This is a genomic window from Formosa bonchosmolovskayae, assembly GCF_051016085.1.
Lineage (GTDB): Bacteria > Bacteroidota > Bacteroidia > Flavobacteriales > Flavobacteriaceae > Formosa.
In genome coordinates this window covers 1,691,517-1,713,218 of sequence record NZ_CP174605.1, presented here as the reverse complement: position 1 = coordinate 1,713,218, position 21,702 = coordinate 1,691,517, and the positions used below count along the sequence as shown (strand labels likewise).

Annotated in this window: 13 protein-coding genes; 9 read left to right on the top strand and 4 right to left on the bottom strand. The window is 36.0% G+C overall.

Going from position 1 to position 21,702, the window contains the following annotated elements; all coding sequences use genetic code 11:
* From ACKC83_RS07210 to ACKC83_RS07195, 4 genes are all read left to right on the top strand, one after another.
* Positions 1 to 1,317 carry a SusE domain-containing protein gene (locus ACKC83_RS07210; protein ID WP_434037549.1) on the top strand — a complete coding sequence of 439 codons (1,317 nt, stop codon included), beginning with the start codon at positions 1 to 3 and terminating at the stop codon, positions 1,315 to 1,317.
* 65 nt (positions 1,318 to 1,382) lie between these two features.
* Entirely contained in the window at positions 1,383 to 4,238 is a 2,856-nt protein-coding gene (locus ACKC83_RS07205) for an alpha-amylase family glycosyl hydrolase (protein WP_434037548.1), read from the top strand.
* A 168-nt stretch (positions 4,239 to 4,406) separates the two neighbouring features.
* Positions 4,407 to 5,417 carry a dipeptide epimerase gene (locus ACKC83_RS07200; RefSeq protein WP_434037547.1) on the top strand — a complete coding sequence of 337 codons (1,011 nt, stop codon included), beginning with the start codon at positions 4,407 to 4,409 and terminating at the stop codon, positions 5,415 to 5,417.
* A complete protein-coding gene (locus ACKC83_RS07195) occupies positions 5,417 to 6,445 on the top strand; it encodes an aminotransferase class I/II-fold pyridoxal phosphate-dependent enzyme (protein WP_434037546.1) in 1,029 nt (342 codons plus the stop codon). Before ACKC83_RS07200 ends, ACKC83_RS07195 begins: the two co-directional genes overlap by 1 nt.
* 53 nt (positions 6,446 to 6,498) lie before the next feature.
* Here the strand turns inward: ACKC83_RS07195 and ACKC83_RS07190 are convergent, their stop codons facing one another.
* Together ACKC83_RS07190 and ACKC83_RS07185 are read right to left on the bottom strand one after the other, a co-directional pair.
* A complete protein-coding gene (locus tag ACKC83_RS07190) occupies positions 6,499 to 7,977 on the bottom strand; it encodes a SusD/RagB family nutrient-binding outer membrane lipoprotein (protein WP_434037545.1) in 1,479 nt (492 codons plus the stop codon).
* 12 nt (positions 7,978 to 7,989) lie between these two features.
* Positions 7,990 to 11,133: a SusC/RagA family TonB-linked outer membrane protein gene (locus ACKC83_RS07185; RefSeq protein WP_434037544.1), complete on the bottom strand. Its 3,144-nt coding sequence runs from the start codon at positions 11,131 to 11,133 to the stop codon at positions 7,990 to 7,992.
* A gap of 303 nt (positions 11,134 to 11,436) precedes the next feature.
* Here ACKC83_RS07185 and ACKC83_RS07180 point away from each other — a divergent pair, with 303 nt between their 5' ends.
* Positions 11,437 to 12,768: a D-alanyl-D-alanine carboxypeptidase gene (locus tag ACKC83_RS07180; RefSeq protein WP_434037543.1), complete on the top strand. Its 1,332-nt coding sequence runs from the start codon at positions 11,437 to 11,439 to the stop codon at positions 12,766 to 12,768.
* Here the strand turns inward: ACKC83_RS07180 and ACKC83_RS07175 are convergent.
* Positions 12,765 to 14,231 (bottom strand): M14 family zinc carboxypeptidase, encoded by a 1,467-nt coding sequence (locus ACKC83_RS07175; RefSeq protein ID WP_434037542.1) that lies wholly within the window; start codon positions 14,229 to 14,231, stop codon positions 12,765 to 12,767. The two genes, ACKC83_RS07180 and ACKC83_RS07175, sit on opposite strands and share 4 nt — an antisense overlap.
* A 3-nt stretch (positions 14,232 to 14,234) precedes the next feature.
* Positions 14,235 to 14,912: an N-acetylmuramoyl-L-alanine amidase gene (locus ACKC83_RS07170; protein ID WP_434037541.1), complete on the bottom strand. Its 678-nt coding sequence runs from the start codon at positions 14,910 to 14,912 to the stop codon at positions 14,235 to 14,237.
* A gap of 201 nt (positions 14,913 to 15,113) precedes the next feature.
* Between ACKC83_RS07170 and ACKC83_RS07165 the strand changes: the two genes are divergently transcribed.
* The 4 genes from ACKC83_RS07165 (at position 15,114) to ACKC83_RS07150 (ending at position 21,699) form a co-directional block, all read left to right on the top strand.
* Positions 15,114 to 15,515 (top strand): hypothetical protein, encoded by a 402-nt coding sequence (locus tag ACKC83_RS07165; RefSeq protein ID WP_434037540.1) that lies wholly within the window; start codon positions 15,114 to 15,116, stop codon positions 15,513 to 15,515.
* Positions 15,516 to 15,617: 102 nt separating this feature from the next.
* The gene (locus ACKC83_RS07160) at positions 15,618 to 16,892 is read left to right on the top strand and encodes a DUF2254 domain-containing protein (RefSeq protein WP_434037539.1); all 1,275 of its coding nucleotides are present in this window, start codon (positions 15,618 to 15,620) and stop codon (positions 16,890 to 16,892) included.
* Positions 16,893 to 16,995: 103 nt separating this feature from the next.
* Complete coding sequence (locus ACKC83_RS07155; protein WP_414036373.1) at positions 16,996 to 18,111, top strand: DUF2914 domain-containing protein; 1,116 nt, start codon at positions 16,996 to 16,998, stop codon at positions 18,109 to 18,111.
* A 255-nt stretch (positions 18,112 to 18,366) separates the two neighbouring features.
* Positions 18,367 to 21,699, top strand: a complete 3,333-nt coding sequence (locus ACKC83_RS07150; protein WP_434037538.1) for a DUF2126 domain-containing protein — start codon at positions 18,367 to 18,369, stop codon at positions 21,697 to 21,699.
* Positions 21,700 to 21,702: the final 3 nt, after the last annotated feature.

Below are 21,702 nucleotides of genomic sequence, written 5' to 3'. Positions count from 1 at the left end.
ATGAAAAATATAGTTTCAAAAATATTGAGTATAATGTTGGTTGCTTTAGCATTATACAGTTGTACCACAGACGATGCAGATACCGTACTAAACGAAACGGCCACGACAGCATTATCTGCCTCAGCTAGCGACGTTGTGCTTTTAAAAGAAAACGAAGGTGCAACAGCTTTAACCTTAAACTGGACAGAACCGAACTACGGTTATAATGCCATTCCAAAATACAGTGTGTATTTTGATGTTGCTGGGAATAATTTTCAGAACGCAGTAATCAAAGATGCAGGAAATACTTTAGAGTATGCTGTCGTTACTGAAAATTTAAATACCATTCTACAAACACTAGAAATAGAACCAAATACGCCAACCGCTTTAGATGTTAAAGTGGTGAGCACAGTTGGTACTAGTCAAGTTGCTGCGGTTTCTAATATCGAAGCGCTTACGGTTACCGGCTATGCTAATGTTTTAGACTTATCGACAAACTGGGGTCTTGTAGGAGATGCTACAGTTAACGGTTGGGATGGTCCAGATATGCCTTTCTATCAAACCAGCGAAGCTAATGTTTATGTAGCTTACGTAACCCTTAAAACAGGTGAGCTTAAGATTAGACAAGACAACAGCTGGGATGTAAATTACGGAGACACTGGAGCCGATGGGACTTTAGAAGCTGGAGGCGACAACATAAAAGTAGACGCTGGAACGTATAAAGTAACCTTTAATCAAGGTACCTTAACTTATGCTATCGAAGCATATACTTGGGGACTTGTTGGAGATGCAACACCTAATGGTTGGGATGGTCCAGACACACCTTTAACTTACGACCCAACTTCGGACCAATGGCGTGCTATTGTAGCACTTACTGCTGGTGAAATGAAATTCCGAAGAAATAACGACTGGGCGTTTAACTATGGAGATACAGGAAACGATGGGTCTTTAGAAGATGGAGCCGATAATATTCCTGTTACGGCTGGAAATTATTTAGTGACTTTAAACCTAAACGACCTAACCTATACTCTAGAACCTATTGAAAAACTTTGGGGACTAGTTGGAGACGCTACGCCTAACGGCTGGGATGGTCCAGATACTTTATTAAGTATGGATTATGCACAAGAGGGTGTTTGGTATATAAATGGTGTTTCGCTAACAACTGGCGAAATGAAATTTAGAGCGAACAATGACTGGGGTATTAACTATGGTGACGATGGAAACGATGGAAACCTTGAAGATGGTGGCGCAAATATTCCGATTACTGCTGGTAATTATAATATTGTTTTAGACCTATCAGACGACAGCAACCCAATGTACACAATTTCAGCAAACTAATTTATAAACACATGGCTGTGACGTAATAATCACAGCCATTTTTGTTTTTAATCAATAGCAACATTATGAAAACAAACTTACTTTCTTTCTTATTTATAATAACATCTTGGTTGGGTTTTGCTCAGATTACCACGAGTCCGAGTGCCTTTAACACCACCGATGCAGTCACCATAACAGTAGACATTACATCTGCAACCGGTTGTAATTCGCTCAGCAATCCTTCTAAAGTGTATATGCATTCTGGAATAGGAAGCGACTCCAATCCATGGAAATATAATGTAGTTGGTAATTGGGGTAAAGACGATGGTATTGGAGAAATGACCAATAACGGAAACGGCATTTGGAGCATTACTATTACACCAAAAACTTATTTCAGCTTAACCAATGCTCAAGCATCTTCCGCTTCAAAAATGGGAATGGTGTTTAGAAACCCGGAAGGCAATCAGGAGCTAAAAGCTTCAGGATGCAACGACTTCAGCATTAACGTGGGAACATTTCAAGTCACATTAAATAGTCCTTCAGAAAACAGCACGACTATTGTAAATTCTGGCGGTAACCTCAGCATTACAGCTTCAAATACCAACGGAAATGCAAATTATAGCTTGGCTAGCAATGGTTCTACCATTAATACAAGTACTAATACATCTGCGTATTCATATACACATTCTAATATTACAACAAATCAGAATTATACGTTAACCGTAACGCAAGGCACAGAAACAGTTTCAAAATCGTTTTCGGTTTTAATTAATCCGGGAACTATTGCGCAAGCGATGCCTAGCGGATTGGAAAACGGAATTAATTATAATGCCAGCGATGCTTCAAAAGCAACACTTGTTTTAGATGCACCCTTGAAAGATTTCGTTTACGTGGTTGGAAGCTTCAATAACTGGCAACCATCGTCGGCTTACGCCATGAAAAAAGACCCGAGTTCTGGAAAATTTTGGTTGGAGTTGACGGGATTAACATCTCAAAAGATTGAAACCTATCAATATTGGGTGATAGACGAAACACCTATTGCCAATTCACCTATTATGGTAAAAACTGCCGACCCATTTTCAACTTTAGTCTTATCACCTTTCGATGATTCTGGAATTTCTTCAGAAACCTATCCGAATTTACCACAATATCCAGCAGGCCAAGAACGCGAAGTTACCGTATTACAAACTGGTAAAAGTGATTATAATTGGACAGTACCGAATTTCGAAAAACCTAAAAAAGAAGATTTAGTGATTTACGAAGTTTTAATTCGTGATTTCGATAAAGACAGAAACATTCAAGACTTGATTGACCGTATCGATTATTTTAAAGGATTGAATGTAAATGCGATTCAGCTGATGCCAATTATGGAATTTGAAGGCAACGAAAGTTGGGGTTACAACACCGCTTTTCATATGGCTTTAGATAAGTTTTATGGCACCGAAGACAAGGTTAAAGAGTTTGTCGATATCTGTCATGAAAACGGAATTGCAGTGATTCTGGATGTCGCTTTAAACCACGCTTACGGAAGAAATCCTATGGTGCGTATGTGGATGAAAGATGCCGATGGCGACGGCTGGGGAGACCCAAGTGCAGAAAATCCATATTTTAACGAAGAAGCAAAACACAGTTACAGTGTGGGTTCCGATTTTAATCACCAACAAGACCGTACACAATATTATGTAGAGCGTGTGGTAAATCATTGGGTAACCGAATTCAATATCGATGGATTCCGTTGGGATTTAACCAAAGGATTTACGCAGAATTGCTCTTCTAGCGACGACAATTGCACAAACAGTTATCAGCAAGACCGTGTAGACATTTTAAAACAATATGCCGATTATTCTTGGAGTTTAGACGCTTCACATTACGTAATTTTCGAACATTTAGGTCAGGATAACGAAGAACAACAATGGGCAAATTATAAAGATGAAGACGGCAAAGGCATTATGATGTGGGGAAAAATGACAGACTCTTACAACCAATTAACAATGGGTTATGCGTCCGATTCTAACTTTAACCGCATGGGCCACGAAGCACACGGATTCGATTCTAAACGTCTTGTGGGGTATGCAGAAAGTCACGACGAAGAGCGCCTTATGTATAAGAATTTACAATACGGTGCGTCTAGCGGGTCTTATAATGTAAAAGATTTAAATACGTCTTTACAGCGTATGGAAGCTTTGGGAGCTATTACCCTTACTATTCCTGGACCAAAAATGATTTGGCACTTTGGCGAATTAGGGATGAATAACTCTATTTTCACCTGCACCGACGGTACGGTGTCTTCAGACGATTCGTGTAAATTATCTACAAAACCTCAACCACAATGGGACGATAATTGGTTAGGAAATACCGCTAGGAAATCAGTTTACGATACGTGGTCGCATTTAAATGCTCTAAAAATTAACGAAGCTGTTTTTGAAGGCGATTACACCATCACTTCTGGAGATTTAACACCAAGAATCCGTGTTTGGAATTCCGATTTGCCAGCTACAGAATTAACAGATGTTGTTATCATCTCTAATTTTGATACGACCTCTAAAACTGTAGACCCAAATTTCCCAACTAACGGCACTTGGTACGATTTAATGGACGACACAGGAAGCACCTCAATTTCTGCTACTAACGCGATTACTTTACAACCGGGAACATTTAAGATTTACGGAAATAATCTTCCTAAAACTTTAAGTATCGGTGATGTTGAAGCAACACAATCTTTTGCTATTTATCCAAATCCTGCTCAGAATAATTTCAAGATAAGTAAAACGGTTTCTGAAGTCACGATTTACGACATTACAGGAAAAATAATGACGCGTTTTAAGGGGCAGTTTAATGACGATTATACCTTCGATATTTCAAACTTACCTGCTAGTTTATATCTTGTAAACATTTCAGACCATTTAGGTACCACGCAAACCGTGAAGCTTGTAAAGTACTAAAAGAATAATCTTTATATACAATCAGCGCCTAACACAAATCAGATGTTAGGCGTTTTTTCATGTCTTAATTTTAATAGGTTCCTACATGGCGTATTAGCATAACATTAGCAGTTAATCGGAACGTTTAAAAAAATTATTATGTAATTTTGAGTGACAATATTTTGGCTTATGAAACTTATTTTAAAAGATTACATCCTTCCATTAAAACACACCTTCACAATATCTAGAGAATCTATTGATGTGCAACCGAGTTTAATCGTCGTTTTAGAGGATGGTGGTCTTTCAGGTTATGGTGAAGCGACTTCAAATCCGTATTATAACATTACCGTTCCTATAATGATGGAAACGTTGACTAATGTGAAAGAAATTATTGAAGCAACTACTAACGAAACACCTGAAATCTTTTGGGCTAAAATGTATCCGCTTTTAAAACATAATATGTTTGCGTTATGTGCATTAGACCTTGCACATAACGATTTATATGCACGAAAACAAAATAAAAAATTATACGAACTTTGGGGTTACGATATTTCGGATAATCCCATTACAGATTATACTATTGGCATTGATACCGTTGAAAAAATGGTAGCAAAAATGAAAGAACTCCCTTGGCCTATTTACAAGATTAAATTAGGTACAAATGAAGATATTAAAATAGTTACTGAATTACGAAAACACACCGATGCCATTTTCAGAATTGATGCGAATTGCGGATGGGGCGTCGATGAAGCTCTTGAAAATGCCATCGCACTAAAAGCTCTTGGTGTAGAATTTTTAGAACAACCTTTAAAAGCCGATAATTGGGACGGCCATAAAAAACTTTTTCAAGATTCTGTACTTCCAATAGTGGCAGACGAAAGTTGTCAAGTAAGAGAAGACATTGCAAAATGCCATAACCATTTCCATGGCGTTAATGTGAAACTTGTAAAATGTGGCGGATTAACACCTGCTAGAACCATGCTTTTAGAAGCTAAAGATTTGGGCATGAAAACCATGGTAGGCTGCATGACGGAATCTTCGGTAGGTATTTCGGCAGTAGCACAACTTTTACCCCTACTCGATTTTGTCGATATGGATGGCGCTATGTTATTAGCGAAAGATATTGCTACAGGTATAACCATTAAAAATGGTGTAACACATTATAGCGCTTTAAACGGAACTGGAGTAACCTTACTATAATGGACGTTACAAAAGCACCAAATTCCGAAATTGTCTTAGACACTAAAAGCATGTCTTATTTTGGAGGTACATCGTATTTAGGATTAGCTACATTACCTGCCTTCCAAGAAGCTGTAATAAACGGTATAAAAAAATGGGGAACCGCTTACGGAAGCTCGAGACATGCAAATGTAAAGTTGGATGTTTACAAGGATGCAGAAGCACTTTTAGCATCACAATTACACACTGAAGCTTGTGTTACCGTATCGTCAGGAATGCTAGCAGGAAAATTAGTGGTGGATTATTTATCGCACTCTAATACTAGGTTTTATCATTTTCCTCATACACATCCTGCTATTTTATCTCCAAATAGTTTACCGCTACTTATAGACCATAAGTTGCATCCATCACTTTTAACCGATACTATAGAAAATATTGTGATTTCTGTAGATGCCATTTCTACAGCACATGTTACACCGCCTGATTTTAGTATTTTAGAATATATTTCCAAACAAAAACAAATCACTTTACTTCTAGACGAATCGCATAGCATAGGCATTACAGGAGAAATAGGAATGGGCATTTTTAGTAGTATTCCCACAACGCATTTACATCAAAAAATTATGGTTGCTTCTTTAGGAAAGGCTATGGGATTACCCGGAGGACTAATTGCAGGAGATCTATCGTTTATACAGAATATAACATCTACGGTTATGTTTTCTACAGCATCAGGAATGAGTCCAGCTTATCTAGAAGCTTACCTGCAATCTCAAGCTATTTATAAAAATCAGAAGGCTAAATTAAAAGAGAATCTACGCTATTTTTTCGATGGATTATACTTGGATGATCGATTTATATTCAACACTCATTATCCTAACATTTATAATTTTCAACCTGAATTTTATAATGCTTTATTGAAGAAAAACATCGTTATCACTCATTTTAATTACCCAACACCTGAATCGGTTTTAAGTCGGATTGTACTTTCCGCAAATCATTCTAAAACCGATATAGATATACTGAAACACACTCTTAAAACGCTTGCATAAAAAAAAGCACTTTCAATTAAGAAAGTGCTTTTTTAGTATCTAAAGACTAAACTTTATTCGTCCCACCATACTGGAGTTACTGGCGTTTCTTCATTCGCCGAAACGTTTTCTGGATTTCTAAACTCTTCAGTAGACGGATAACTCGCTCTTCTAAACCATTGTCCTGCATAATCTCCATCTGAATCTTCTTCTTCTCTTATTTTTAAACCTTTAAAAACATCATCAGAAAAATCATATCTTCTGAAGTCTACAAAAGTTTCAGGATTTAAGAAATTATGAATATATTTTTCTTTCATAATATGTTGCAATTTCAATCCAGACTCACCTACAGCTACAGCACCATCTGCTATATAAGCTGTAGCATCTACACCATACTTAGACATACTTGCTTGAATACCTTCTAAATACGCATTGTAAGCGACACTATTTGCACCTGTACTTGTGGTAGAACCGCCATTAGCTAAGAAAGCAGCTTCAGCTTTAATAAACTGCGCTTCAGCATAACTTATAAGTAATAAAGGAGAATCTATAGAGGTATAAAAACCGCCATTCGAGAAACCTGTATTTCCTAAAGTTCCATCTGGAGCCAAACCGCCGCCACCACTTACGTAGCCTTTCCACTCGTCTGTGCCATCATTCTCACCAAAAACCGGTAAACGCGGATCGATTGTTAAAGCATTACTTTCGAAAGGGAAGTAATCACCATTCATAGAACTTACTAATTGACTCGCTAAATCGTTATGAAAATTTCCTGATCCTTTAGCAACAACCTCTGTAGAATACCATGGGTTTTGATTTTTATCGTCGTAAAACATTTGAAAATCATCAGCGTTAGATTCAAATCCATTTTCAATTGTAGCTAATACATCGCTAGCAGTCACACTCCCTTTACCTATTACATGCAATTGGTAACGTGCTTTTAAGGTGTAAGCCGCTCTAATCCATTTATCGATATCGCCTTCATAAATTAAATCGTCTGTTCCTAAATAAGTTCCAGACTCATCTACTTTTTGAAGTTCTGAAATAGCACCATCCAAAAGATTAAATATTTCTTGATAAATAAACTCTTGCGAATCGAAGGCAGGAAACAAATTATCTTGTCCGTTTGTCGCTTCCGAATATGGAATATTTTCCCAAGAATCTGTTGCAATTCCAAGGTTTATTGCTGTAATAATATCGGCAACTGCACTGTAATGTATTGCATCTATAGCTTCTGCTTTTTCTTTTATGGTGATTATATTTGGTAAGGTGTACAAATACACGCTAGACCATAACCCTGATGCGGTTGTTTCTCCCGAAGCTGTTCCGCCTTGTCCCACAAAATACTGAGTATAATTTCCAAAAGCCTGTTCTGCAGAATGTTGCCCTGCCAAGACTCTATACATTACTGGCGCCATTAAATCGCTTACACGCAATTGGTCTTCTTGTGCTGTACCAGACGGTGTATTGATATCAAAATATTCGTCACTACAAGCAGAGAATCCAACTAAAAGCAGTGCAAACATTCCTATTTTTATTATAAACTTGTTCATCTTTTTCATCTTTTAAAATCCTAAATTAATTCCCATTGACACACTCTCACTAAGCGGTGTTCCTAACCCTGTAAAACCATATACGTTACTTCCTGCACTGTATTGATTTCCTTCTGGATCGTAACCTTTATAAGGCGTCCATAACAAAATATTATTAGCATTTACAGAGAAACTAATGCGGTTCATTTTTAATCTTTCTAAAATATTTCCAGACAAACTATAAGACACCCCTATGTTACGTAATTTTACCCAAGATGCGTCTTGTAATAAAACTTCTGAGGCTAAATTGAAATTGTAACTACTTCTATAGTAATCTTGATCGATTAGCACCTCTGTTGTATTGGTAACATATCCGCCAGAGCCATTATCCATAACTCCATCCATAACCGTTAATACATCTCTATAAGCTGTTTCGGCTAGAACACCATTTCGTAAACTATTACGTCTACCAGCGTCGTATAAATCACCTCCTTTTTTCCATTCTACAAGAACATTAAGACCAAAGCCTTTATAACTAAAATTACTACCTAAAGACGTGACGAAATCTGGAAACGCATTACCTACTTTTACACGCTCTGAAGTATCTACATCTGGCAATCCGTTTTCGTTTATATAACGTTCTCCATCTTCATATCTATAAGTATACCCATACATATCTCCCATTTTATCACCTTCACGAATTTCTGAAGTTATCCCTGCAAATCCTGCATCTGCAAAAATTAAAGATTCTACATCGTCTGGTAAGCTAAGTACTTTTCCTTCGTTTGTAGACCAGTTAAAAATAAGTTCCCATTTAAAATCTTCTGTTCTAATAACATCATATCCAACTAATAATTCATGCCCGTAAGTTTCAAAATCTCCTGCATTTCTTACTATACCAGATAATCCAGAAGAATAGGCTGCTCCCACTGTAAATATTTGATCTTTAACACGTGTTTTATAGTAGGCATAATCGATTCGTAAACGATTTTTAAAGAAACGTAAATCTGCTCCAATTTCGTAAGATTGGTTTCGTTCAGGCAACATATTAGTATCTCCTAATTGCGTACTTGATCTATATCCACCGGCTCCACCAAAAGGGAAATTGGAATCGGCAATAAAATAGTGTCCTACTTGACCAAATAATGGGCCTTTACCTACTTCTGCCCATGATGCTCTTAATTTACCAAAACTAAAAAAGTTACTATCCTTGTCCATTAAATCATGAAAATCGTAAGCCATACTTACAGACGGATAGAAAAATGATCGATTCTCTGTTGGCAAGGTTGAAATCCAGTCATTTCTTCCTGTAATCGTTAAAAATAATTTATTTCTAAAATCTACTTTTAACTCTCCAAAGACACCAACATTTCTAAGCTGAGTTACTGTTTTACCAGCAAATAAGTTAATGGTATTTGCGATATCGTTTATACCTGGTACGTTAAGGGTTTCTCCACGCTGCCATGTGTAATCTCTTTTAGAATCGGATATTTGATTACCCACAGTAAGTGTGGTCGAAAAATCGTCTGACCACTCTTTGTCCATCGCCACTAAAAAGTTAGATTCTAAACCTAAAAAGTTTATATTCTGATTAACAATAAATCCGCCTACAGCAGATCCAGCATCTAAATCTGGAGTTACAAAGCGATTTCTTTGATCTGAGTAATTATCAACTTGAGCCGCATATGTAATATTCATCCATGACAATGGTTGCCAATTTAAAGTTGCATTTCCAACCCATCTATTTACATCATCTAAAAGCGGACTCTTTTCTAATAAATATCTTGGATTATCTATAATACCAAACGAGTAATCTCTTTCGGAACCATCTGCGTTTTGGTAATCATTAATAGGGAATGTTCCTGAATAATATGCTAATGCACTAAAAACAGATTTATCTCCACCATTTCCTCGGGCTCCTCCAGAATTTGTATAAGCAACCGATGTATTTATTTTAAAGTTATCGGTTACAGTATATCCTCCTTTAAACCTGAAAGTTGTTTTGTCGTAATTTGTATTTGGCAACACACCTTCTTCACTGTTATTTGCTGCAGAAAAGAAATAATCTATGCGTTCTGTCGCACCACTAAGACTAAAGTTTAATTGGGTATTCACACCTGTTCTAAACAAATCGTATGGATCGTAAAACTGATCGCCTGTTAAATCGACCACTGTACCGTCATCCATAGTATAAGAATCATCGGTATATTCTGGGCCCCAAGAGTAGAAAGAAGTTCCTCCTAATCTAGTAAATCCAGTGTCGGTTTCTGGTGTATACAATGTTCTTGGCTCTCCACTAAACCCTTCTCTATATGTAGTTTGTAAATCTGGCGTTGTTCTAATTTGTCTAAAAGTTGTTGACGCCGTCATATTAACTCTAGCTTTACCCAACTTTCCTTTTTTAGTTGTAATAACTATCGCTCCATTGGCTGCTCTAACACCATATAATGCTGTAGCTGCAGCACCTTTTAAAACGTTATAGGTTTCAATATCTTCGGGGTTTATATCTGAAGCTCTATTTGAAAATGAAAATTGTTCTGAACTACTTGGTGAATTAGACCCCGTACTTGGTAACACACTTCCCGAAAACGTATCATTATTAAGTGCCAAACCATCTACAATTATTAATGGCTGATTATCTCTATCTGGATTTACAGATGTAACTCCACGAATTAAAATATCTACACCACCTCCAGAAGATCCTGAAGTCTGACTTATTTGCAATCCTGCAACGCGACCTTGAAGAGCCGAAACCGCATTAGACTGTCCTGCCAAATCTAAATCGGCAGTTTTAACTTGAGATACTGAATACCCCACTTCTCTAGCAGATTTTTCGATACCAAAAGCAGTTACTAAAACTTCATTTAAAGCTTCACCTTCTCCCATTACGAGGGTCACGTTTAAAACAGAGCTATTTACAGTGTTTTCTTGTTTATCGTAACCTAAGAATGAAAACACTAAAACATTACCCATGTTTGTTTTAATCTTGTAATTTCCATCGAAATTTGTGATTGTTCCGGTTGAGGTACCTTTTAATTGAATATTTACCCCTGGTAATGGCATGCCAGTATTATCTTTTACAGTTCCTTTAACCTCTATATCCTGAGAATAAAGCACAGAAAACATAGAGGTAAAAAAGACAATAAGGGTTAGCCGAATTGTAATTGTTTTTCTCATATTAGTTTGGTTTTAACATTATGTTAATTTAACATAAATTTCACATGAAATACACAAGAACATTGTTAAAAGTTAACAGTATACGTCACTAACATGGTTTTAATAAAAATTCTCAATTAAACTAAACATCCTTAATAAGCAATACCTGTTTTATAAAGCTGAAATGCTATTTTGATAATTAATACAGAAAATTTATCAATACACATCACGTATTTCAACCCTCTCAAGTTACAATCTGGCGTTATGTTATATTTAAATGAGTACATTTATAATTAATGACACGTAAAACCTATTATTTTTTAAATGACTAGTACACCTACAGCATCAAACCAAAACTTGTACTATACAAGGGTATTTAATAAACTCGTTTCTTCTTTTAAATTCTTATGTGTTATTATTGGGTTTACTTTATTTACAGGTTGTAAGTCTTCAAAATTATCGAAAACGATTACAAAATCTATTTCTACTGAATTTTACGATAATCAGTTTACTGGAATTATGATTTACGACCCTGAAACAAAAGACACGGTTTATAAACACCAAGCAGAAAAATATTTCACGCCAGCAAGTAATACCAAGATCGTTACCTTATTTAGTGCACTAACATTACTAAAAGACAGCATTCCTGCTTTCTATTATCATGCATCTAACGATACGCTACAATTAAGAGGAATAGGAGATCCTAGTTTCTTACATCCGTATTTTAAGGATAGTACTGCTTTACAAATGGCCAAAGATTATAAGCACGTATCCATTCTAAGAAACACCTTTACCGATGACAAATTTGGTCCAGGTTGGGCTTGGGAAGATTACGACACCTACTTTAGTCCAGAACGAAGCAGTTTTCCAATGTATGGAAATGTGGTGAGCATATCGAATACGAATAAATTGGAAGTTAGTCCAAACTATTTTAAAGACAGTGTTTTTCAAAAAACAGGTAAAATCAGTCGCTTATATAACCAAAATATCTTTTTTTACGATACGACATCTACAAGAGCGAGAGAAATCCCAATTGTAGTAGACAGTCTAACAACTCAGAATCTTTGGAGCGATTTACTACCTGGAAAAGTGAGTTTTTCTCACCAACCATTTAATTCTACTCCAGAAATAGCCTATAGCATTCCGTCTGACTCTTTATACAAACGAATGATGCATTTAAGCGATAACTTTCTAGCAGAACAAATGCTCGTTTTAGCTTCGAGTACCATCACCGACACTTTAAATACAACCTTCCTTAGAAACTATATTTTAGAACATCATTTACATGATTTAAAGCAAAAACCACGTTGGGTTGACGGTTCTGGATTAAGTCGATATAATTTGTTTTCACCTTTATCTTTTGTTCAGATTTTAAACAAACTCTACACGACAATTCCTCGTGAACGTTTATTTCATTTTTTTCCTGCAGGAGGTCAATCGGGAACATTAAAAAATTCGTACGCTGGACAAACAGAACCTTATATTTATGCTAAGTCAGGATCTGTAGGAAACAACTATTCTTTAAGTGGTTTCTTACTTACAGCATCCGGAAAAACACTAATCTTCAGTTTTATGAATAACCATTACACCACACCAACTAGCGAAGTAAAAAAGCACATGCAAAACATTTTCGAATACCTTAGAGACACATATTAATCTTTAAGAATTAAAGCATTTTTAAACACTTTGTTGGTATTATTTAAATTAATTAGAAAGCCATTTATAACAGCATAATTAACGGCATCATTTTTCTTAAGTATAAAAGTAGGATTTACTCCCACACCAATGCGAAATTCAGGAACCTTATAATCTTCGCTTATAATATGTATTGGAAGTTGTGTATACTTTTTAGAGTCTTTTAAATCCGACACTCTTACATAGGCATAACCCGATTCTAATAGTTCATTTACTTTTTGAGAATTTAAATCATTCACATTGGCAAATATTTCTGGATACACTTTTCCTTCAACAATAGTATAACCTTTAGCATTAAAATCGTCGTAGCCATAAAATGTACTCAAATCTCCTTGATCAATAATACGCCCCACATTATAGTAGTTTACATGCTCGTCGACATCCTTCTCCGTATAATTAATACCTAAGTCTAAAACATAGTTTTTACCCAAAAGGTTATATGTGACTTCGGTTAATTTAAGGTCGAACAGTTTTCTCTCATTTTGAGGAATTTTTTCATAATCTTCAATAGCTATCTTTTTGTAATTTTCGGTTGCAATCACATAAATTGCAGAAAGAATAGACACGTAATTAAGCTTGCGTATTTCCTGTTTTTCTTGATCATTTTTATACCCACCAGATTCTATTAAAATGGCACTCGTGCCCCATTTCTGAATATTATCACCAAAAGCTCTTGGCTCGAAATCGTCGTTATATCGTCCCACTTGCCCTTTGGCATATTGTTGAATAATCGTATTCATAAACACAATAACTTTCATTGCATTTCCACGCACATCATTTATATCTTTTTCATAATTATAAGCAGGAGCCAAATAAGAAACCGTTGCAGGTTTACTTGTACGTTCTGCATTATAATATCGGCTTTGATCATGAAGATTGAAACCAAAATCGGCATCTAAACTATCGCGAACACGCTTTAATATTTGCCCTTCTGGCGATTGTAATCTTAAAGCATCCCTATTTACATCTATCCCTAAAGCATTACGACGCTGAAAAACTTCTGCACCATCAGGATTAAGCATAGGCAAAAAATGTAATGTTAGTTTACTTAAAATTTCTGCTTTTTCAGCTTTAAATTCATCACTATTTAAAAAATTAAAAATATCGAAAATAGCCTGTGTTGCTGTGGTTTCATCACCATGCATTTGCGACCATAGAAAAACATCTACCGGACCACTACCTATACTTATTAAATTAATAGCACGACCTTCGATAGACGACCCTACATGTTTTACAGTATATTTTTTATCTAACCTCAACCTTTTTATAAACGGTTGTATATCGCTATGTTTTAAACGCCTTGTAGAAAACTCTTCAACTTTATATTTATCATATTCTTTATAAAGTTGTGAAGTAAAGTTGATGTTTTGAGCAAATACAGTTGCCGTAATCATAAGAAGAATACTGTTTAATATATATTTCATGTCTTATTTTTTTTTACTCGGAGTTGTTTTAAAATCATTCTTAAGCGTCCCTGCTTTAACAGCTTCTAAAAATGTTTTCCCTGGATCTGTTTTTTCTGTTCTGTACCCATTATCTTTTTCTAACCATAATGGATGACCTTCAAAATTTGAATACTCGTAATGACCAATAAGATATTCTATTGGATATTGCTTACTTAAATAATTAACTAATTTAATGTTTGCTTTAACCTGAAGTTCGGTTAAAGGCAAGTCTTTAGAGCCTCCAACATTTTCGATACCTATAGCACAATGGTTTAAACCTATTACATGCCTTGCCATAGTGGTTTCTGGCATTAATCTATAAATGGTTCCATCGCGATCTACTAAAAATTGAGAAGACACATTTAATGCACTTGCACTATTAATTTCTGTTCTAAAATTAGGTAGCAATGGATTTTTAAAAGCTTCGTAAGACTGTTCTAAGGTTGGTATCACCGTCCAATGCAGCACAATCATCTTTGGAACTATTGTAGGTTCTGTTTGTTTTAAACCGTAATGTTCATCAAGATATTCTAGCGTTAATTCGTTACGTTCTTCATTAAAAACAATTGGCTTGTCAATAATTTTATTTTGTACACCACAAGAGACAAAAACAGAAAGCAGAATTACTATTTTAAAACATTTTTTAAAAGTCAAAACCATAAGCATCCTTAATTTTAAACTGAATAACGTAGTAAAACGTCGATAAGTTAATCAATTTTATAAAACGATTCCTTGAAACCAAAGAAAGGTCAGTCATTTTTTCCCAAGGTATAAAACGCTATTGTTATAGATGGAGTTTCTTTATTTTAGGACTTAAGCATTCTAAAAAATATGTAAATTGCGCCCAAAACAACACATTTTATGAAACACCTACTTATTTTACTGGTAGCAGTTATATGCTTTTCATGCAGTTCTGATGACGATGGAAATGGAAACCAAAGATTTCACCCACCAACATGGATTCAAGGAACATGGATTCAAGCAGGTTCGCAAGATTTAAATGGTGTAAAATTTACAACAGACGATTTTTGTGTACTTGAAGCAGGTTTAGAATCTTGTTACAAAAGCATAATTGAACAATCTGAATTAGATGTTTATGTCGAAGATGAAGAAATTACAGACACGGATTATGAGTTCGAAATAAACTATTATGGAGAGCCTGGCGTAGAAAGAGAATTAGAATTTCATTTTAGATTAAAATCGGATAATGAAATAGTAGAAATAGAAAACGGATTGGAAACCAACACGTACACAAAACAATAAATTGCATCCTAATTTATAATGGTATAAAAGCTTCAGATAAACTCTGGAGCTTTTATTTTATATAAAAATTGTAAATTGCTATAATAGGAATGGTATTATTTTATGAAAAAATCTGTTTTAATTTATTTCAATCGCCTTCGCGAGCAGTTATGGTTTAGACCTTTAATATTCTGCATTATTTCCATTATTGGTGCACTACTAGCTCGCTTTGCCGATGGTACAGGACTAAAAGAACTGGTGCCCAATATAAAAACAGAATCTATTGTTGGCCTACTCACAACCATTTCGTCTAGTATGCTCGTTATAGCCATATTCGCAGTTTCTTCCATGATTTCTGCATTTAGCGCCGCGAGTAATACAGCAACACCTAGATCTTTTAAGATTGTGGTTACAGACGATGCTTCTAAGAACGCCTTATCTATGTTTATCGGTGCTTTTATTTTTAGTATCGTATCTACCGTAGCGCTTGAAAACGGTTATTATGGCGATGCGGGTCGTTTTGTACTTTTCGTTTTTACATTATTGTTTTTTGCCTCGGTTATTTTAACATTTTTACGCTGGGTAGACAGAATTTCAAGGTTGGGACGCCTAGAACACACCATTAGTCAAGTAGAACAAGTCGCACTAAAATCTTTAGAAAATCACATTAAGCATCCGCTTTTAAAAGGTGTTCCGGTATCTAATACAATCAACACAAGCGTCTTTGTGAAACCCCTTAAAATTGGTTATATCCAGTTTATAGATATGGATAGTCTGCAAAAACTTGCCGAAGCGCATCACATTACAATACAACTTAACGCCACTCCAGGAGCCTATGTTCATTATAATTCACCTTTAGTTTACCTTTCGACAGCTCAGGGATTGGATATTGAAGACATTTCAAAAAAAATTAATGAAGCCATTCGCATTGGTAGTACAAGACTTTTTGAGGAAGATCCGCGTTTTGGCCTTATTGCCTTATCAGAGATTGCGAGTCGAGCTTTATCTCCTGGAATTAACGATCCGGGAACAGCCATACAGATAATTGGAAGTCAGGTGCGCTTATTTTTCTTGTGGAACACAACGTACACAAAAGAGGAAATCGATTTACACAGTTATAACCGTATCGAAGTGCCTCAACTCCCTACTCAGGAATTTTTCGAAAGTGCTTTTCGCCCTATTTCCAGAGATGGCGCAAATAACATCGAGGTCATGCTCCGGTTACAAAAAGCATATGCGTCTATTGCCACCATAAATCATGCTGAGATGCAAGCCATAGCCCTAGCCTATTCCGAAACTTCCTTTAATAGAGCCAAACAAGAATTAACATTTAAAAGTGACTTAGATCTTCTTAAAGAGAAATCGTTGTGTTTTAGCCTAGAAACGCCACCCGAATAATCTACATCTATCACATTAATAACTGTTACAAAAAGCATAAAGCTTCAGAAATTAAACTGAAGCTTTTTTTATTCCATTACATTTGTTTTACTTAAAATTGGGTATGAAACACACCTTGGCTAAATTTAAAAATAGTGGTCTCCGAAAATTTATTCGAAGGCATCAAAAATACGCCCCTATTTTGTTCTTTATTGGTGGTTTTATTTTCGACACGCTAACGCTTGGGCGCATAGACAGACTCTACGATCTCTCTGTGCTTTGCATGCACATGACATCGTTAAGCATCACCTTATATCTTTTTAATCTAGCCGACGATGGAGCATGGAAAAACACCTTTCTAGAACGTTTTGAAATTTATTTTCCATTGGTTATTCAATTTTTCTTTGGCGGACTGTCTAGCGCTTATGTGGTATATTTCTCCAGAAGCGTTTCTCTATCCAGAACCGCATCCTTTTTTATAATCTTAGTGGTTTTATTGTTTGCCAACGAATTTTTAAAAAAGCGTATCTCTAATAAATATCTTCAATTTAGCATTTATTATTTTATAAGTTTTACCTTTTTTTCTTTCATGATTCCGGTATTCATCAAACAAATGAATCCTGCTATTTTTATAATTTCTGGTGTTGTTAGCCTAGCGTGTACCCTATTACTAATCACCTTTATCTATAGAAAAAGTCCAAGTACACGAGCCGAAATTCATTTAGGAAAACTAACCGGAATTATTATTTCCATCTACCTTCTAATAAATATTTTTTACTTTTTTAAACTCATTCCTCCGGTGCCACTCGCCTTACAAACAGGTTTAGTGGCTCATAATATTGTGACGGAAAACGGAAAATATGAGGTGACTTACGAAGAAAAAAAACAATTCGTTTTCTGGAGAGATCACAGCTCCAAATTTATTCATAACCCAAACGAACCGGTGTATGTTTTCTCTTCTATTTTTGCTCCAACGGCTTTAAAGAAATCCATTATTCATAGATGGAAATGGTACGATGAGAAAACTGAGGAATGGATTATTTTAGACAATATAAGTTACGATATTACTGGTGGCAGGAACGATGGCTACCGTGGATACACGTATAAAGAAAATATAAGATCAGGATTATGGCGAGTAGAAGTTTTAACCGAAGAAGAATTACTGCTTGGTGTTATTGATTTTGAAATTATTGAAAACCCCAATGAAAAACCGCAACGTTTAGTAAAAAAAGTATTTTAATGTATAAGTGAAATTATTCTAAAATAATTGATGCCTTAAAACCAACAGTTAGATTCCCTATTGCTTCTCACTTCATTTTAGTTCGTGATGACCCTGGAAACATCGTTTTTCACAAAATCTCGAACAAAAATTGTATTAACCTCATTTTAAGCACAAAAAAAACGCGCTTTACGCAATCTTTAACTTTTTTCTTAGTGTTCATTTATTTTTTGAATAAAAATCACCTAAATTGTAATGTCTTTAATAGATTTATATATGGCATTAAAAATTGTAATTTCTCACAAAACAAAGTACAAATATGACCGATTAGTTTCGTTATCCCCTCATATTTTTAGATTACGTCCAGCTCCTCATAGTCGAACACCTATAGAAGCCTATTCCATTAAAATCACACCCGAGGAACAGTTTTTTAACTGGCAACAGGATCCTTTTGGAAATTATATGGCACGTTTAATCTTTCCAGAAAAAACAAGAGAACTTACAGTTGAGGTCGAAATTATAGCCGATTTAAAAACTATAAATCCGTTTGATTTCTTTGTCGAAGAAAGTGCCGAAGAATATCCGTTTACATATACAGATACCATTAGAAAGGAACTTCTTCCCTATTTAGAGGTCACTGAAAAAGGGCCATTATTATTAGATTTCCTTAAAACGATTGATACCACTCCAAGAAAAACAATCTATTTTCTAATAGATATCAATCAGAAAATATACCAATATTTAAAATATAACATCCGGATGGATCCGGGTGTACAATCTTGCGAAGAAACTCTAGATCACAGAACAGGCTCTTGCCGTGATTACGCGTGGTTATTTGTCCAAACCTTACGCCATTTAGGTTTTGGGGCACGATTTGTTTCGGGATACATTGTTCAATTAAAATCTGACGAAAAATCACTAGACGGCCCTTCTGGTCCTGAAGAAGATTTCACAGATTTACACGCTTGGGCCGAGGTTTACCTTCCTGGTGCGGGTTGGATTGGTTTCGATGCCACTTCAGGATTGTTAGCTGGAGAAGGCCATATTCCGCTAGCCTGTACGCCTTCTTTTGAAAGTGCTGCTCCTGTATCGGGAATGACCGATATTTGTGAGACTGAATTCGAATTCGAAAACTCTGTTAAACGTATTTTTGAATCCCCTCGAGTTACAAAACCCTATACGGACGAGCAATGGAAAGCCATTTACAAACTCGGATTTAAGGTTGAAAAAGAACTAGAGAAAGGCGATGTAAGATTAACCATGGGAGGCGAGCCTACTTTTGTTTCTATAGACGATATGGAATCGGAAGAATGGAATACAGCTGCCGATGGTCCCCACAAACGCGAACTTGCTAAAAATTTAGCCGCAAAATTATACGACGAGTACGATAACGGTAGTGTATTACACCAGGCGCAAGGAAAATGGTATCCAGGAGAACCATTACCACGTTGGCAAATAGAACTGTGTTGGAGAAAAGACGGAAAAAAGATTTGGCATAATAAGAAGCTATTATCTCTGTTTTCCGATAATCCCGCTTTACCTGAAAATGCCTCAGAATTATTTTTAAAGACCTTAACCCAGAAATTAGATATAACAGATAAACACATTATTCCTGCTTACGAAGATGCGTTTTATTTTATGTGGGAAGAAGGCAAATTACCTATAGATGTAGACCCAACGGTAGACGATGGCGCTTTATTAGTAAAAGATAAATTAAAGCAAATTCTTAAAGATGGAAAGTCTAAAGCTATAGGCCATGTATTGCCTTTAAACAATACCTCAGAGACATGGTACACTAACGCTTGGAGTTTTAGACGTAAACACTTATTCTTAATTCCAGGAAACTCTCCTATCGGATTACGATTACCTTTAGACTCATTGCTTAGAGATCCAGAATTTGGAGAATTCCCACAGCAACAACCCGATAATTTTACAAAAAAGAAAAAACTTCCTAGCTACAAGAACATTGTTTTAAGACGTTCTAGAAAAGTTAAAGAAGATGGTATTTCTGAAGACACCAATAATTATTTTATCCGTACCGGTTTATGTGCCGAAGTTAGAGACGGTAAAATGCACTTATTTTTCCCGCCTTTAGATACTGCCGAAATATTTTTAGACTTGGTATCTTCTATTGAAGCTACAGCAAAAGAACTTAAAATCCCAGTGGTTTTAGAAGGTTACGACCCACCAAAAGACAACCGATTAGAATCCATGAAAATTACGCCAGATCCTGGTGTAATAGAAGTGAATGTACAACCTGCTAAAAATTGGGAAGAACTTACGCATAATACATTAACCCTTTACAGACTTGCTAAAGAGTCGCGTTTAGGTACCGAAAAATTTATGTTAGATGGGAAACACACCGGAACCGGAGGTGGAAACCATGTAACCTTAGGAGGCGTTACGCCTAAAGACAGTCCGCTACTGCGTAAACCAAGTTTACTAAGAAGTTTGCTAACGTTTTGGCAACATCATCCTGGTCTATCATACTTATTCTCTGGAGCGTTTATCGGAGCGACCAGTCAGGCGCCACGAATTGACGAAGCGCGTATGGAAAATCTTTACGAACTGGAGATCGCATTCAGTCAGATTCCGAAAAATGGAAAAGTTCCGTTTTGGTTAACCGATAGATTATTCCGTCACTTATTAACCGATTTAACAGGAAACACCCACCGTGCAGAATTCTGTATCGATAAATTATACTCCCCAGATTCATCGTCTGGACGTTTAGGAATATTGGAGCTTCGTGCTTTCGATATGCCACCACATCCGCAGATGAGTTTAATGCAAAACTTATTAGTTAGAACACTTGTTGCTTGGTTCTGGAAAAAACCTTACGAGCACGATTTAGTACGCTGGGGAACAGAATTACACGATAAATTCTTAACCGAACATTACGTAAGAGAAGACATTAAAGATATTGTTAATCAGCTTAACAAAGCCGGATATAAATTTAAGGAAGATTGGTTTAACCCATTCTTCGAATTTAGATTCCCGCTTCATGGTATGGTCGAAATCAATAATATTAACTTAGAATTACGCGCCGCTATAGAACCTTGGAACGTTCTAGGAGAAGAAATGACTGGAGGCGGAACTGCAAGATATGTAGATTCTTCTGTGGAACGAATTCAGGTAAAGGTGAATCACTTTACCGAAGAGCGTTATGTTTTAACTTGTAACGGAGTTAAAATCAACTTAAACAATACCGGTGTAAAAGGTGAATTTGTGGCTAGCATACGCTATAAAGCTTGGAATCCGCACTCCTCTTTACATCCAACCATAGATGTAGATACGCCTTTGGTTTTCGATATTATAGACACATGGAACAGACGTGCCATTGGAGGTTGTACCTATTTTGTGGCGCATCCAGGCGGACGATCATACGAAACGTACCCGATAAACAGCTATGAAGCTGAATCTAGGCGTATTAACCGTTTCTGGGATATTGGACACACTCAAGGAGAAATATTTGAAGTAGAAAAAATTGAACAGGATGATAATAATTCGAGTAGAAATGTCGAAATTCACGGCAGTTCTAGGAAGTATAAATATCAGGAACAACCCGTTAATTCTGAATTCCCTTACACCCTAGATTTAAGAAAAAAATAAACG

Bases quoted from the DNA above. Each gene is read 5' to 3' on its own strand.
- ACKC83_RS07190 (WP_434037545.1), bottom strand. From the start codon at position 7,977: ATGAACAAGTTTATAATAAAAATAGGAATGTTTGCACTGCTTTTAGTT.
- ACKC83_RS07210 (WP_434037549.1), top strand. From the start codon at position 1: ATGAAAAATATAGTTTCAAAAATATTGAGTATAATGTTGGTTGCTTTA.
- ACKC83_RS07200 (WP_434037547.1), top strand. From the start codon at position 4,407: ATGAAACTTATTTTAAAAGATTACATCCTTCCATTAAAACACACCTTC.
- ACKC83_RS07160 (WP_434037539.1), top strand. From the start codon at position 15,618: ATGAAAAAATCTGTTTTAATTTATTTCAATCGCCTTCGCGAGCAGTTA.
- ACKC83_RS07180 (WP_434037543.1), top strand. From the start codon at position 11,437: ATGACTAGTACACCTACAGCATCAAACCAAAACTTGTACTATACAAGG.
- ACKC83_RS07165 (WP_434037540.1), top strand. From the start codon at position 15,114: ATGAAACACCTACTTATTTTACTGGTAGCAGTTATATGCTTTTCATGC.
- ACKC83_RS07175 (WP_434037542.1), bottom strand. From the start codon at position 14,231: ATGAAATATATATTAAACAGTATTCTTCTTATGATTACGGCAACTGTA.
- ACKC83_RS07155 (WP_414036373.1), top strand. From the start codon at position 16,996: ATGAAACACACCTTGGCTAAATTTAAAAATAGTGGTCTCCGAAAATTT.
- ACKC83_RS07150 (WP_434037538.1), top strand. From the start codon at position 18,367: ATGGCATTAAAAATTGTAATTTCTCACAAAACAAAGTACAAATATGAC.
- ACKC83_RS07170 (WP_434037541.1), bottom strand. From the start codon at position 14,912: ATGGTTTTGACTTTTAAAAAATGTTTTAAAATAGTAATTCTGCTTTCT.
- ACKC83_RS07185 (WP_434037544.1), bottom strand. From the start codon at position 11,133: ATGAGAAAAACAATTACAATTCGGCTAACCCTTATTGTCTTTTTTACC.
- ACKC83_RS07205 (WP_434037548.1), top strand. From the start codon at position 1,383: ATGAAAACAAACTTACTTTCTTTCTTATTTATAATAACATCTTGGTTG.
- ACKC83_RS07195 (WP_434037546.1), top strand. From the start codon at position 5,417: ATGGACGTTACAAAAGCACCAAATTCCGAAATTGTCTTAGACACTAAA.